A 15,926-nucleotide genomic window follows, 5' to 3' on the forward strand; every position below is an offset into this window, starting at 1 on the left:
CAGATGGAACAAACGGCACGAATGGCACTAATGAAGATACCAGCGCAACTGGAACAACAGGCGCAACCCTATGCCACAGGGGCAGATGGAGGTGATGACCAACAACTCGCTTACGACCCATCAACTTATTGGCTAAAAACTCTCTAATAGTGATAGTGTTAGTCTTTTTAACCTTTCCTGCGAATATTGTGATAGTACAAGTGGCAGCGGCTCTGATGCTCAAACACTCAGCATCTCTAACGATACACTTTCTATTCTAAATGGCAATTTCGTGGTGTTGCCCAGCGGAATAGATGGCTCTACAGGAGCAACGGGTGCTACTGGAGTTACAGGAGCGACGGGTCCTTCAGGTGCAGATGGTACTAATGGAGATACCGGTGCAACGGGAACAACGGGCGCAACCGGTGCTACAGGGGCGAATGGTGATACTGGAGTTACAGGAAGTACGGGTGCAGGTGCCACAGGCCCTTCAGGTGCAGATGGAACCAACGGCACGAACGGTGCTAATGGAGATACCGGTGCAACCGGTGCTACTGGGGCGACTGGTGATACAGGAACTACTGGAAGTACAGGTGCAACGGGTGATACCGGCGCTACGGGTGCTACAGGTGCAACTGGACCTTCAGGTGCAGATGGAACTAACGGCACGAATGGTACTAATGGAGATACCGGTGCAACAGGAACAACAGGCGCAACAGGTGCTACAGGGGCGACTGGTGATACCGGCGCCACTGGAAGTACGGGTGATACCGGAGTTACAGGTGCAACGGGTCCTTCAGGTGCAGATGGAACCAACGGCACGAACGGTACTAATGGAGCTACTGGCGCAACGGGAACAACGGGCGCAACCGGTGCCACAGGGGCAGATGGAGGTGATGACCAACAACTCGCTTACGACCCATCAACTTATTGGCTAAAACTCTCTAATAGTGATAGTGTTAGTCTTTATAACCTCTCCTGCGAATATTGCGATAGTACGAGTGGAGGCGGCTCAGATGCTCAAACACTCAGCATCTCCAACGACACACTTTCTATTCTGAATGGCAATTATGTAGAGCTTCCGTGCGTCGCAAGCTCCGGTTGGAACCTCACCGGAAATGCTGGCACTGATACAACTGTAAACTTTATCGGAACTAAGGATGACCAACCTCTGTTATTTAAAACAAACAGCAATAACAATACCCGAATGATTTTTGACCAATACGGTCGTTTAGAGTTAGGCTATAATGATGACGTTATTCTAGGCAACGGTGCAGGGGGAGCATCCATTGGTGCTTACGGATCTGGAGGCATTACGGCTATAGGGTTTAATGCATTAGGCTCAGCTGCCGATGTTGGTCAATCAACAGCAGTAGGATCTGAAGCACTCAAAAGTGCCTATGATGGCTCTTGGAATAACACAGCCGTAGGATACCATTCATTGCGTAATTTAATGTATGGATGGTATAATACAGCTATAGGAACCTTTGCAGGCGAAAATGCAGGAGGTGCTTACAACACAGCAGTAGGTTACAAAACTTCTGTGAATGGGAGCAACCGTACAGCCATTGGCGCTTTAACTCAAGTTGACGCTGACAACAGCATGGTGCTTGGTTCTATCAAGGACGTAAACGGAGCTACTGAAAATACCAAAGTAGGTATCGGCACTACCACTCCTCAACAAGCATTGCACGTAAACGGGCAAGTAGAAATTGATACAGTATTACATGCCACCGATGCCGATAGCATTCTCACCATTGATGCAGGGGGTGTAATCCGCAAACGCACTGCTGCTAGTTTAACAAGTGGAGGCGGCTCCGATGCACAAACACTCAGCATCTCTAACGACACGCTCTCTATTCTCAATGGAAATTCTGTAGTGCTTCCAGGCGGCGCGAGTTCCGGTTGGAACGTAACCGGCAATACGGCTGATGATTCCGCTTTTATCGGTACTAACAACTCAGAGGCCTTGCGATTTAAAGTGGGTGGAGAAAAGGCAGGGCTTTTAGATTTAAGCGGAAATAACTCGCTCGGTCGTTTCGCTCTTAGTAATTTAACTACCGGCATACGCAATACAGCATTTGGTACCGGTGCATTAGAACAAAATGATGAGGGGAATCAGAATACCGCCATCGGAAATGGAAGCATGGAATATAATCAATCAGGTACAGACAATGCAGCTGTAGGTTTTCATAGCTTGCTACAGAACACCACCGGTACCGACAACGTAGCCATGGGCAGCAATGCCCTTGCCAGTAACGTTGATGGAACCTATAACGTAGGTATCGGGAACGGTGCGTTGAACGGAAACACAAGCGGCATAAGAAACGTTGCCGTGGGCTATACTGCACTTCAATCCGGTAATGGCTCCGACAACGTAGCTCTTGGCACTTGGTCTATGCTCAATAACCAATCCGGGAATGGCAACGTAGCAATAGGCCTTCAAGCTATGGTAGGGATTAACTCCGGCGGTTGGAACGTGGGAATAGGCGAGAATGCACTCATGCAAAATCAATCAGGCTATAGCAACATAGCTATTGGGATGCAAACGATGTACACTAATACTACCGGCGAAAACAACCTAGTTATTGGAGCATTTGGCGATGTAGGTTCCGGTAACCTCACTAATGCCAGTGCTATTGGGTACCAAGCTATGGTGAGTGCATCTAACACGATGGTACTCGGCTCCATCAATGGTATAAACAATGCAACTGCGGATACTAAAGTTGGTATAGGAACCACAGCCCCTGTCAGTAAGTTGAACGTAGTGGGCGATGTAGGTTTGAGCAATGGTTCTACAGTAGCTTCCAATGGAGTAGTTACCATCCTGCTTATCAACCGCACAGGCTCAGCATCTGTCGCAGGTGATATAGTGATTGCCGACCCATCTAACGACAATTCATTTATCACCACTACCGCCCAAGGCAACACAGCCGTAATTGGGGTAGTGTATGAAAGTGGTATTGCAAATGGTTCTGTTTGTCGTGTCGCAGTTTCGGGTATTGCCAATGTAAAAGCCAACGGCACTATATTAAGAGGACAGCATTGCATCACCAGCACCACCGCCGGGGGAGCAGATGCCATTGGCAGCCCGGGTGCAGGAACCAGTATTGGTGTTTGGCTCACAGCCCCTTCATCGGGCAATTTGGGTAAAGTATTGTTGAAATAAAAACAGGATTATAGGTTGGGCAGCTTTCGGAGCGGTCTAATAAAAATTTGAAGAAAAGATGAAAACGTACTATCAGAAATTGGGAAGCATTCGGGAGGTTTCCTCAAACTTAGGAGCACCTTTTGTCTGGTTTGGTGACCTTTCTGCAAGGTTTGGTGACTGCTCACCAAAGTCTGGTGACTGCTCACCAAGGTCTGGTGACTGCTCACCAAGGTCTGGTGACTGCTCAACAAGGTCTGGTGACTGCTCACCAAGGTCTGGTGACTGCTCACCAAAGGCTGGTGACCGCTCAACAAGGTCTGGTGACCGCTCAACAAAGTCTGGTGACCGCTCAACAAAGTTTGGAGAAAGTTCACCAAACATTGGAAAACTTTCTGGAATGATCCAAAAGACCTCTTTTCTTGTTAAAATGAGTGGAAAACAAAATAAAGTAACAGTATTAAATAGTTGATTAGCTTTTTAAGGATAACGATTAGTAAGATAAAGAAACAAAGAAGTAAAGGTTTAAAAAGAATTTTATGAAAAAGTACTTAATCATTTTGCAGTTCGCCATCTGCCTCTCGGCCTATTCTCAGGTTCAATTGGTTTCAGGCGGCTCATCCAATGCCTATACGCTTACCTTTCCGGGCGTGTTTTCTTATAGCAATGGAATATCGGTCACCTTTAAAGCCAACTTTGGCAACACCGGGGCGGCCACTATCAATGTGAATAGTTTGGGGGCAAAGACACTTAAAAAGCAGGCAAATACTGACATAGCCTCCGGCGACATTCTAATTGGACAGATCGTGACCTTGGTTTATGATGGAACCAACTTCCAGGTTACCAGTGCCTTGGGCAGTTCGGGTGGTGGTGGTGGCGGAAACGATGAGCAGACCCTCAGCATCTCAAACGATACGCTTTCTATTCTTAATGGCAACTATGTGGTGTTGCCGGGCGGAGCAAGCTCCGGTTGGAATATAACCGGCAACCCAGGCACCAATACAGCTACTAACTTTATAGGCACCACCGATTCTATCGGCTTTATCATAAAAGTTGATAGTATTACAAGAGGTATATTAACTCCGGAAGGCGACGTATCATTTGGTACGAGCAACACCATTGGCGGCAACGGCGGTGGTGATCCTACTTATGCAACGGTCAGCGGGGGCTATGGCAACGGTGCAACGTATAAGTATTCAACCATTGGTGGTGGCATGCTTAATACAACATTTGGACAAAGAGCGACCATAGCTGGTGGTGGATATAATACCGCTCTAGATGAAGCAACTGTGGGTGGTGGGTTCAACAATCACGCCAATAGCAGTTTCTCGGTTGTTGCGGGTGGCAATAATAATAATTCTTTAGGCGCTGCTAGTTTTATTGGTGGCGGCTATAATAACAATGCCAGTAGCGAATATACCATTGTTGCGGGTGGAAGTTCCAATAATGCTAGTGGTTCTTTTTCAACTATTGCAGGGGGTGAATCTAATTCTACCCAGGGAGATTATTCGTCCGTAGGCGGCGGTGTTGGAAATTTTGCAAGTTCGTTTGGCGAATTTATAGTTGGAATTTATGGTACCGCAGATCCAGCTTATAGCACCACTGCTTTTGATTCAAGGGACAGGATATTTTCGGTGAGCAACGGTACTGATGATATGACCCGATCTACTGCCTTAACTTTACTTAAAAGCGGTTATATGGGTTTAGGTACTACCACCCCTACTGCCACTTTACATGTGGATGGCACCATGCGTTATCGGGTAAATGGGGCAAGCCCTCCGGCTAATTATGTACTAACCAGCGATGACGAAGGTAATGCCACCTGGCAAGCCGGTGGCGGTGCCGGTTCCGATGGACAGACACTTAGTATATCTAACGACACCCTATCCATATACAACGGTAACTTTGTGGTATTGCCGGGCGGTGGCGGCTCAGGCTGGAACGTAAATGGTAATACCGGAACAGATACTAGTAATTTCATTGGCACTATTGATAGTGTAGGCTTGCGGTTTAAAACTAACAATCATTATGCGGGAGGGGTTTCTGCTCTTAATACCTCTTTTGGTTATGGTAGCATGGAAATTGAATCATCTTATAGCGGAGGAAATACAGCCATAGGCGAAAGAGCATTGAACCACCATGTAGATGGTGAAATGAATACTGCCATTGGCTGCATGAGTATGTTTAATAAAAGCTCGGGGCAGTATAATACTGCGGTGGGGGTTCAGAGCTTATATGCCGATGGCTATGGATATCGCAATACAGCTCTAGGCACCTTCAGCCTCTTCGGAAACGGTAGCGGGATTTCTAATACTTCTGTTGGGTATAGTTCTCTTCAAAACAACATAATCGGAAATAATAACGTAGCAATAGGTGGTCAGGCACTGTATCTTAACTACAGCGGAAACGATAATATTGCTATTGGTACCGACGCTCTATTCAATTCCTCAGCATCTAACAACATGATTGCCATTGGCGACAGCGCTTTATATAGCAACACAATAGGGGCTGATAATACCGCCATCGGCTCAAAGGCATTGGCGGGAAATACGGAGGGCATTCAGAACACCGCCTTGGGTTTTCATGCTCTAAGCGCAAGTCAGTATGATTCTGGAAATACAGCAGTGGGTTGGTATTCAATGGCAAACAGCACCATGGGTAGCTGGAATACTTCATTAGGAAGCGAAGCGCTTCATAACAATATGGGCTTTGGCAATGTGGCGGTTGGACAAGCTTCAATGCTGCTTAATTCATCTGGAAGCTACAATGTGGCCGTAGGCCTAAGTTCGTTACAAAATAATACAACAGGAAACGATAATGTAGGCTTGGGAACGTCAGTATTACAATTCAACACAGAAGGATATGGCAACACCGCGGTTGGTAAAGAAGCTATGCTTGCCAATACTTCCGGTACCGGTAATGTCGCTATGGGTTACCAGACATTTAAAGCTAATACTGTTGGTTCCAACAATACGGCAGTTGGCACTTATTCATTACAACTTTCCCAAAGCGGTGGTTCTAACGCAGCTCTGGGTTACGAAGCATTGGGTTCGGTTACTACCGGCTCCTATAACACTGGTGTTGGACACGGTGCCAATGTGAACACAGGCACATTAACCAACGCCACAGCGATCGGCGCCAATGCCACAGCCACCGCCAGTAACATGGTGATGCTGGGCGACGGGCGGTGACCTACGTGGGTAGTTCGGGTCAAAACTTTATCACCTCCGATGCCCGCTTTAAACAAAATGTAAGCAGCAGCAATGTTGCCGGGCTTGATTTTATCTCAAAACTCCGCCCTGTTCAATACAACCTTCAGGCCCGTGCGCTCGACATTTTCCGCCGGGGCGGAAGCACTAAAAGCATTGAAAAAACCGACTATTCTAAAGCCGAATCCATGCTAAGAACCGGGTTCATTGCCCAGGAGGTGGAGCAGGCCGCCCGCGAAACTCATTTTAATTTTGATGGAATCCATGTGCCCGAAAACGATAAAGACTTTTACTCCATATCCTATTCCTCGCTGGTGGTGCCTTTGGTGAAAGCCGTACAGGAATTGAACCAAAAAGTAGAAGTGCTTGAATCAGAAAACGCCAGACTAAGAGGCACGAATACTGTTGCTCCGGTCACAAAAGAATCGGATGTTTCTAAGGGAGAAGGAAACCCTGTATTGACCGAGCAGCAAAAAACCATAAACCAGTTGACGTTGGTGAATGGCACTACCCGCGCTAAGTTGGCTGAATTGCAGCAGCAGTTGGATGAGATGAAGAAAATATTAGAAGGTATAAAGAAGAAGGATTAAAAAAGTACGATCATGAAAAGCATATTAATTGTGTTGGTTAGTCTGGCGCTTTCACCCGCCTCTTTTGGAGCTAAGGACGACACCAGTTCAGTAAGCAAAACAAAAATAGCAAGCCCCAACGTGAGTAAGGCCGATATTCTTTTCACCAACCAGCAATATCGCGAAGCGCTCAATGCCTATTATCCTGCCTATCAAAACAACAGCAGCAACGCCGACCTAAACTTTAAAATGGGTTTGTGTTACCACTATCTCTTGCAATATCCTGCATTATGCAAAAGTTTTTTTACCCGCGCGGCAACTAAACTTTCTTCTAAATACGATTTCTATAACAACAAAAATGCCCAAAGCAGTTTAGATGCTAAATACTTCCTTGGCAAAACCTATTTAGAGCTAAACAATGCCGATAGCGCCATGCTTTACCTCGCCGACTGGAGTAGCGAATTGAAAAATCAGGTGCCGATGGATGGCTCGCGCCAGATTAAAATGTGCATCAACTTTAATACGCTGAAAAGTCATCCGCATCATGTTACCCCAGAGCGTTTGCCTCTTCCTGTCAACACCCTTTTCAGCGAAACTAATCCTGTCCTTTCGATAGACCACTCCACTTTATTCTTTGCGTCGCGCAAACCCGAAACAGAAAAGGAAGGGGAGGTGATGGCCAATAGTAATATCTACTCCTGCACCATCCGCCCCGACGGAACTTGGAACGACCCCGTCAGTTTTACACATAATACCGCCTTTGATGAAGAGCCTCTATACCTCACCACCGACGGAAAGAAACTTTATTTCCGCCGCACAGATAAAACCGGTAAGGGAGATATTTATTTCAGTACACAAGATGGTGGCATCTGGGCAGCACCGCAAAAATATAAAGAGGCAAACAGCAGCTCCGATGAAAACGGCATCGCGTTTTCTACCGATGGAAACTGGATGGCAGTATCCAGCAATCGGCCCGAAGGTATGGGAGGCCATGATTTATATATCGCCAAAGGTAAGGATGGCAAATTTGGCAAATTGAAGAATATGGGAAAGAAAGTGAATACAGCGTTGGACGAATTGTCGCCTTATTTCCATCCGGTTGATAAAAGAATATACTACAGCAGCAACGGCAATACCCAATATGGCATGGGCGGATTTGATGTTTTCTTTACCCAATTCGATTCAACTGATAATTGGTCGGAAGCCTTTACTATGGGCTATCCGGTGAACAAAGGAGGCAATGAAATGAATTATTACGTCGTGTCTGATGCAGTGAGTTATTACACTGCTATAGGCGACAATGGCGATTTTGACATCTACGAACTGAAACGCGGCAATGGACCTGCGGAAGATATTGAGGACAAAATTATTGCCGAACATAGGATTGCTGCTCCTGCTGACAATTCTATAGTAGAAATTTTGGAGGTGGAGAAAGAAAAAATTGTAGAGAAGGAGAAAGAAGTAGAAGTATCGAAGGTAGAAGAAGTGAAAGTGGAAGTGCAGAAAAACGTTGGAATGGTGGAGGCATCTCAGGCTAAAGATCTAGATAATGTCATTGCGATTGAACAGCATGAAGTGCAGGTGCAGGTACCGGTAGAAGTTGAAGTGGTAAAAGCCAGCGGTACTCGTCCCGTGATGCAAACAGATGGAACGGTGATAAACCAGGACGGCACTATTCACCAAGAGTTGACAGATCAGAATAAAGGGGTCTCCGCTCCTACCCCATCTTTGGATATAAATGCAATAACACCTTCTGCTGATAACCCCAACGACGCCAGCAGCAGCTCATCGTATAACAACACGGATAATTCATCCAGCTATAACAGTACAGATGGGAATACCGGTCAGGATAATTCAGCCAGTAATATCAGCTCGTATAACAAGTCGCCTGCTTCTGCTACCCCTGTGGTTACAAAATCACAAACAGGGAAAAGCGAAGAAAAAATATCGGATATAGAGTTGCCGGACATTTCTCACGACACCATTGACCCTGTAAAGGCAAAAGAAAATTATGAACTGGCAATGAAACAACTCGACCAGGCAGGAGTGAGTGACGAAGGCAAGGTCGGCATCATTGCGAACGTTACACGCATGTTGGAAGAAAAACTGCGCCATGAGCGAACAGCAGTATTCAAGAGTATCTATTTCGACTTCAATAGCAAATCCTTAGGTCTGTCAAAGGTGAACTGGATGTTCTGATCAAGTATATGAAGGACCACAAGGATGTAAGTATTGAGGTAGTGGGGCATACGGATAATATAGGTAGCTGGGAAACCAATTTCTGGCTATCACACAAAAGGGCTAAAAGTGTTTACGATTATCTCTTCACTAAAGGCATCACCACCAACCGGATGATATATAATGGCAAAGGAAGTATTGAGCCGGTGGCCGACAATGACACTGATCTTGGAAGAGCGAAGAACAGACGCGTGGAAGTTATATTGATACAGTAATCAAACTCATAGGTACTCTAACAAATCTGAAAAATGAGCAGCGCACAATGACGAAATTGAAATGCAGCCCATTTACACAGAAGGGACATTTATCCTCTACAAAGTTGCTTATGTCATCTACTATGCGGGTGTCATAATTAAGCATTTTGTATTTTTATGACTAGACCTTATACGGATTCATATAGTTATGATAAACTATAAACACAACTTCTACTACTCCATTAATACCTTTTTATTCCAAAATTCAAGTTATTGCTCCAATAATCTAACTTATTGCCGCAATAACTTGAGTTTTTTCTCTAAAAACCCAAGTTATCAGAGAAAAAACTCGAATTACCACTCCTAAAACAACTGTTTTTAGCGCAGAAACTCGAGTTATTGATGCGATAACTGGAGTTTCAGGAGCAAAAACTCGAATTTTTAGTGTGAAAATTCAATCTTTTTAAAATCTCTAAGAATTGACTTGTTCCAAAAAATTTCATCTTTGAAAGGCAATTCAATGCCCTATGAAATACAGCCTGCTTATAATAACCATAATTACCTTCTTTATTTCTACGGCTCAACAGCCAGAGCGTACCATCAGCAATGCACACACTTCGGCTATTAAATGCCTCGCCATCTCTTTCGATGCCAGTAAAGCGTTAACTGGAGGTGCAGACAACCGGGCTTATTGTTGGGATCTAAATTCCGGTTCTAAACTGCGCTCCCTTGCTGCACAGGACGACGTTATCACCGACGTAGCGTATAATAATGATCAGACGCTGTTTGCTACCTCAAGCCAAAATAAAACCGTAGTGATATGGGATGCCAACACTTTCAAACCTCGCAAAATACTGAAGGGACACTTAGCAGCAGTAGCAGCCATTGCTTTCCATCCATTCCGGGATGAAATGTTAAGTGTGGGTGCTGATGGAAATATTAAACTCTGGGACGCACAGGGAGGAAGAGTAACCAAAGACACTTTTATTATTTTTCAGAAAAACAACTTCACTTCTGCTAGGGCTAAGTATGCAAAAGATGCCAGTTGCATCGGTATAAATGCCGGAGGGTCTTTTAATCTTTATAAGACCGATGGTGCCCTCATTAAATCATTTCCGGCCAGTCTCACGGCAGCTTTTGATATTTGTGGAGATTCAAAAACCGCCGCTTACTTAACTGCTACCAACAATATAGAAATCATAAACAGTAAAACCGGCACCGTTTTGCAAAATCTGACCGAAGATTTCTCAAATGTTACTTCTATCCGTTTCGCTCAGAGCAGCTCGAAACTTTGTTTAAGTCGAAGTAACGGAAAGGTGGAGATATATGACCTAGACGGAAAGCAAGTCATCTATAATGTGACGGCCCACACTACCGGTGTGGTGGACGCGGAACTCAGTGAAGATGGAAAGGTTCTTGTTACTGCAGGTAATGACCTTGCCGTAAAAAAATGGAATGTAGAATCTTTAGATTTAGGATATGTACAACTTCCATCAATGGCGGCCAAGGGTGATTTATCAGTTAACCGGCCCACTTTGCGGGAAGATAACAACAACGGAATGCTAGAAGCCGGAGAAAACGCCTCGCTGAGTGTCACCTTGGTAAACCCGCAGCAAAAGTTCTTATACGACATTTATCTACGTATATCTTCGGATAAGCAGTTACAGGGTTTAGTATATCCCCAAATGTTTTTCGCCGGTCAGTTTCCGGGTAAAGGCAACAAAACATTCTCTATACCGCTTAAAATGTCTAACGACCTCGGTTCAGGTTCTGCTAACTTGACCATCACTGCCGAATCAGGCGGTGTAGAAATCGCTTCACAAAATGCAACTATTCAAACAGGTTCTAAAAACAATGCCGGTGTGGCGGTACAGTTGTTTCGCTTCTTTTCACCATCGGGGAAAGCTGCAATTGGTGAGCCAATTACTTTACAACTAACCATTGAAAATATTACCGGCGTGACTGCCGAGAATATTGAAGTAGTATATTCTTTCCCTCAGGGAATAAATGCGATTGATAAAGCAAGGGAAACAATCCCCAAACTCGCTCCCGGTGAACGGGTGAATATCGCTATGCAATTTATGGCTCAAAAAGGATTCACCGGTGATAAGTTAAGTGTCCGACCGGAGATAAACGGCGTAGGATATTCCAATGTGAAAGAAATGAATATCTCCTCCCCTATTAATGCGACTATCGGTACCCGCGATGAATTTCTTGCTATGACCAATGGCACATCCCGTACCTTAAACAAAGGCAGTCAGACCGCTACAGAAGACTATGGCAGTGGCGAACCTATTGAAAAGACAAGGTATGTAGCTTTGATGATTGGTATTAATTCCTATACCGGCACCTGGCCTGTTTTAAACAATGCTGTTAATGATGCGAAAGGGGTAGCCCTAGAACTTCAAAAGAACTATAACTTTTCTTTGGTTCGTGCAGTTTATGACAAAGAAGCCACCCGCGCAAAAATCATTGACGAGTTGGAATGGTGCGTGGATAATCTCGGAGAAAAAGACAATCTCGTTATTTTTTATTCAGGACATGGAGAGTTTAAAGAGTCGCTTAACAAGGGTTTTTGGGTTCCGGTAGATGCACTGACCGGCTCTACCTCTCAACTAATATCGAATGCTGACCTGCATACGTTCCTTGCTTCTATCCGAACTAAACACACCTTGCTTATTTCAGACGCTTGTTTCAGTGGTGATATTACTCGCGGAAGACCTAATTATGGAGAAACGGATAACGATAAGTTTTACAAGAAAGCACATAGCCTGATGTCAAGACAAGCAATTACTTCAGGAGGTATAGAACCGGTTATGGACGGCGGCAAAGATGGACATTCTATTTTCACCTATTACCTGATTAAAGCATTGCGGGAGAACAAAGCTAAGTTTATTGATGCCTCGCACATGTATGAGAGCATTAAAGTACCCATAGTTAACAACTCTGACCAAAGTCCTAAACTATCGCAACTAAAGAATACGGGTGATGAAGGCGGTGAGTTTATTTTCTACCGTCCATAATAGCTACTGTTTAGCTAGCACCCCGCTATCGAAATCACTGAGGATATTTCGGAATGTTTCATTGCTCGGTTCAGCAATACAAGCCTTTACATAACAATTACGGGCGTTCTCATAAAACCCCTTCGATTCAAAGAATTTACCGATAATAGCTTCTCTCATTCCACCGTTATAGTCCATCTGTAATTTCAATTTATTCAATTCAAAAGTCATTTTGTCCTGTTCCTCTTTAGTCATAAATGAAAATGAAAAGATTTCGCACGGGCGGCTATTCTCCGCAGTTATCGTCCAGTAATAAGTTTTTCCTGATTCAAACTTCTGAGCAAAACGATTCACCGACAAAGCAGTGTCTTTGACCACTTGCTTTAATTTTATTGACTTGCGGTCAATATCATTGTAAATAACGATTGAATAGTTATCGCGATGAAAATCACTCCACTCAAATCGAATATTGGAATCCAGCACATAGGTAGCATTTACCGGTCCCTGCAAACAATGATAGTTGTTGGGCTCTCGATACACCTCCCAGGTTCTTCAGTTGTTCCTTGTAATTCTTTTCCGGATTGGATTCTTTGTGAGTTACCTGATGGGCTATGAAACTCAGATAATAGGCTGATAAAGACGATTTATCGCTGGACGTAACGTGATTCTGAAACTCCGTTACAGGATAAGTGTCCGGTTTGTTTAAATGAATCGTTTCTCCCTTTACACCCGTAAAAACCGCTTCTGATTTGTCAGCTAATTTTACCGACTGATTTTTGCCAACAACAGCGCCGATTGTATTTAAAGATGTCCAGACGCCTCCGTTCATCACCTCAAGGTTTCCCTTAAAATAAGCCAGCGTATAGTTTTGAGACTGTAGGTTTAGTCCGATTAATGAAAGAAAAATGATAGTAGCTGTTTTCATGTTTATTATTTAGTGTGCCTTCATAAAATAAGTGTGATAACCAAATCGTTTGTGGAGCCATTTCACAAATGCATCGTAAAAGTATAATAAGTCCACTGATAATACCATAGGCACCAACATTATTTTATCGGAAAAACGAATGTTCAGTTTACTTAGAAAAAAGAGTTCGATAAAAAGTAATAACACCACAAAAACAAACTGTGTAATCTTTGCCACTAAATGATACCAGATATGCTTCTCCACGTAATAATAGGTGTAATATACAACGGTTACATAGGTAAATAGAACAGAAAACAACAGCATCAACCAATCCGGTATTTTATTGACATAATCCTTGTGTAATATCATATCAACAATATTGGCATGAATAAAAACACCCGGCATGTCAGGTTTTGATCTACCTGACATTTGGTCATTCATTGGGGTAAAGTGAAGGTCATCCAGATTGTCTTTATCAATGGCCCCAATAATTACAATCTTATCCTTCAGGAAAGCGAGAGAAGAATTATTTTCAGTAATATCTTCCGGTTTGAGTACTGGAAGATATTGATCTGGGGACTTGCGGTAATTAATATACTCCACTTTTGCTTTACGCTTCATCAACTGATTGAACTTCACACTATCATACTGTCGCACTATTTCTGAAGCAAATGAATTAACTGACTGGCCTTCTGCTTCTAAATGTGGGCTAAACAACCGGATGGTCTTATTCTCCTCCCCCACAAAATTGATAAATCCGTTCGTTGTGAACCGTTCAACCGGGCTAAAACTTTTGACATAATTCAACTCCTTGTTGTCCTCTCTTTTTTCCAAAAAACATCCTACAACTAAACTTTTCACACCACTGAACGATGCTAAAAGCACGGAGTCCTGCAAATCTTCCTTAGGAGCAAGAAAGTAGGCATCAAGAGCAATCACTCTAGGATTAAAGGAATTAATCACATTTATCTGATGCGCTATTTCTTCTCTTGTATTGCCAATGCCCACAATGACTATCGGGCTATTGATATCTCCTGAATTTCTATCCCGCTGGTAATGATAAACTATATCCGAAAATTCAAAATCCTCAAAAGCTGCATTGATAGGATCTAAATGCGGAATATGAACCAACGACAACTTCAATAAGCCAATAAAAGCGAATACGAAGAGCGTTGAAAAGATTACATCCTTGTCCTTAAAAAGACTGGGCCTCATGAGTCAGAAATTGCGGCTAATATAAACTTGTCATAATCAAAGAAGACTAAAAGTGATATAAATGATATTCACCAGTAAAAGAAAAAGTTCTTAAAGACACAGTCACAAAAATGACTTGGGTGAAACGATATTCCGAAGTGGATGCCTACCACTTGTCCATCCCGTTGATTCAGCTATCTCCGAGTTAGCTGCGCTCCCACAGAGTTGAACTGCCTATTACTGAGCCTAATAAAAATTATCTGTCCTGATTCCTTTCTCCAGTTCACACTTTCACGTCGGGATGAAATCAACCACTACTTTAAGTAAAAAAGCGACCCTAAAGTCGCTTTTTTTGATGCGGAGAGAGAGGGATTCGAACCCACGGTAGGCTCATCACCTACGGCTGTTTTCAAGACAGCTGCAATCAACCGCTCTGCCATCTCTCCGGGGGCGAAAATAGTAAGTTGATTCAATAATCCTACTGGTTATAAAACCGGTTCTGATTCTTCTTTTATTTCCAGTTCGCGGGTGCGCAGCCGTTTGTTGTAGTGGATACTGACATTGATTTCATATCCTACCAACAATATAAAGGAATTGATATTCAGCCAAATCATCAAAAGCATAATTGTGCCGATGGAACCGAAGATAACATTCAGCTTACTGAAATTAGCCACATAATAAGAGAATCCCACCGAGACAAAAATAGAAAGAATGGTGGCTACCGTGGCACCAGTAGAAATGAATTTGTATTTGGTTTTGGTGGCTGGGCCGTAATAGTAAATCAGCGAAATTCCCACGAAAAACATTATTAGTATCAGCGCATATCGAAGGATACCAAACAGCACCTCATTAATACTTCCATCCAAGGGCATCATCGAAAAAAGAAAGTTAAATAAAGTACGTCCCAGTACAATAAGCGAAATAGAGCTGATGAAAAGTAGGGTAAGCAGCAAGGTTATTTTAAAAGCTACCAGTCTGGTTTGTATGGCGTTTCGTTTTTTATAATAGTCGTAAGACTTATCGAAGGAACTCATCATGGCGATAACCCCTTCTGATGTTAAAAACAACACCAGAATAAATGAACCGGTAAGCAAACCGCCCCGCTTGTGTTTGGCTAAATCTGTCAGTAGTGGTTCAATAAAGTTTTTGATAAAAATATAGCTTTCTTGGTTGGGCAATACTTGCCGTAAAAAGTTCAGCACCACTACATCTAAATCTCTGAAATAGGGCAGATAAGGCATCAGGGTAAATACAAAAGTGAGTGCTGGGAAGATAGCTAGGAAAAAACTGAAAGCAATAGCTTTGCTGCGGGTAGGTAATGAATTTGATCTTATCTCCGCAATAAAAAATCGGTAAACATCATAGACCGGAATACCATCCAGACCGGGGACAGTAATGCATAGGGAGCGCTCTTCCCAATCAACTAAAACTGGGTATTTAATTTTGAGCCTGTACCAAATTTTTTTCATGAACTGGTTGTGGCATCGCT

The 15,926-nt window shown here is 43.5% G+C and carries 11 protein-coding genes and 1 tRNA gene; 7 read left to right on the forward strand and 5 right to left on the reverse strand.

Features of this window, described 5'->3' with window-relative positions; translation table 11 throughout:
* The first annotated feature begins 232 nt into the window (after positions 1-232).
* The 7 genes from IPP77_01485 (at position 233) to IPP77_01515 (ending at position 12,360) form a co-directional block, all read left to right on the forward strand.
* Complete coding sequence (locus IPP77_01485) at positions 233-3,148, forward strand: hypothetical protein (GenBank protein MBL0308396.1); 2,916 nt, start codon at positions 233-235, stop codon at positions 3,146-3,148.
* A 134-nt stretch (positions 3,149-3,282) separates the two neighbouring features.
* A complete protein-coding gene (locus IPP77_01490) occupies positions 3,283-3,531 on the forward strand; it encodes a hypothetical protein (protein MBL0308397.1) in 249 nt (82 codons plus the stop codon).
* Between the two features lie 135 nt (positions 3,532-3,666).
* Positions 3,667-6,318, forward strand: coding sequence for a hypothetical protein (locus IPP77_01495; GenBank protein MBL0308398.1), 2,652 nt, complete (start codon positions 3,667-3,669; stop codon positions 6,316-6,318).
* 5 nt (positions 6,319-6,323) lie between these two features.
* Complete coding sequence (locus IPP77_01500; GenBank protein ID MBL0308399.1) at positions 6,324-6,926, forward strand: tail fiber domain-containing protein; 603 nt, start codon at positions 6,324-6,326, stop codon at positions 6,924-6,926.
* A 12-nt stretch (positions 6,927-6,938) separates the two neighbouring features.
* Complete coding sequence (locus IPP77_01505; protein MBL0308400.1) at positions 6,939-9,104, forward strand: PD40 domain-containing protein; 2,166 nt, start codon at positions 6,939-6,941, stop codon at positions 9,102-9,104.
* An 8-nt stretch (positions 9,105-9,112) separates the two neighbouring features.
* Complete coding sequence (locus tag IPP77_01510) at positions 9,113-9,358, forward strand: OmpA family protein (GenBank protein ID MBL0308401.1); 246 nt, start codon at positions 9,113-9,115, stop codon at positions 9,356-9,358.
* A gap of 506 nt (positions 9,359-9,864) precedes the next feature.
* Positions 9,865-12,360, forward strand: coding sequence for a caspase family protein (locus tag IPP77_01515; GenBank protein ID MBL0308402.1), 2,496 nt, complete (start codon positions 9,865-9,867; stop codon positions 12,358-12,360).
* Positions 12,361-12,363: 3 nt separating this feature from the next.
* On the opposite strand, the gene IPP77_01520 is transcribed toward IPP77_01515, so the two are convergent.
* The 5 genes from IPP77_01520 to IPP77_01540 form a co-directional block, all read right to left on the reverse strand.
* Entirely contained in the window at positions 12,364-12,849 is a 486-nt protein-coding gene (locus IPP77_01520) for a hypothetical protein (GenBank protein MBL0308403.1), read from the reverse strand.
* Positions 12,797-13,264 carry a hypothetical protein gene (locus tag IPP77_01525; protein ID MBL0308404.1) on the reverse strand — a complete coding sequence of 156 codons (468 nt, stop codon included), beginning with the start codon at positions 13,262-13,264 and terminating at the stop codon, positions 12,797-12,799. The genes IPP77_01520 and IPP77_01525 overlap by 53 nt, the downstream gene beginning before the upstream one ends.
* Before the next feature lie 9 nt (positions 13,265-13,273).
* Positions 13,274-14,458, reverse strand: coding sequence for a CHASE2 domain-containing protein (locus IPP77_01530; GenBank protein ID MBL0308405.1), 1,185 nt, complete (start codon positions 14,456-14,458; stop codon positions 13,274-13,276).
* Positions 14,459-14,795: 337 nt separating this feature from the next.
* Positions 14,796-14,883 (reverse strand) — tRNA-Ser (locus tag IPP77_01535).
* A 39-nt stretch (positions 14,884-14,922) separates the two neighbouring features.
* Complete coding sequence (locus IPP77_01540) at positions 14,923-15,906, reverse strand: YihY/virulence factor BrkB family protein (protein MBL0308406.1); 984 nt, start codon at positions 15,904-15,906, stop codon at positions 14,923-14,925.
* Positions 15,907-15,926: the final 20 nt, after the last annotated feature.

This window comes from Bacteroidota bacterium (assembly GCA_016722375.1).
Taxonomy (GTDB): Bacteria; Bacteroidota; Bacteroidia; order Chitinophagales; family LD1; genus Bog-950.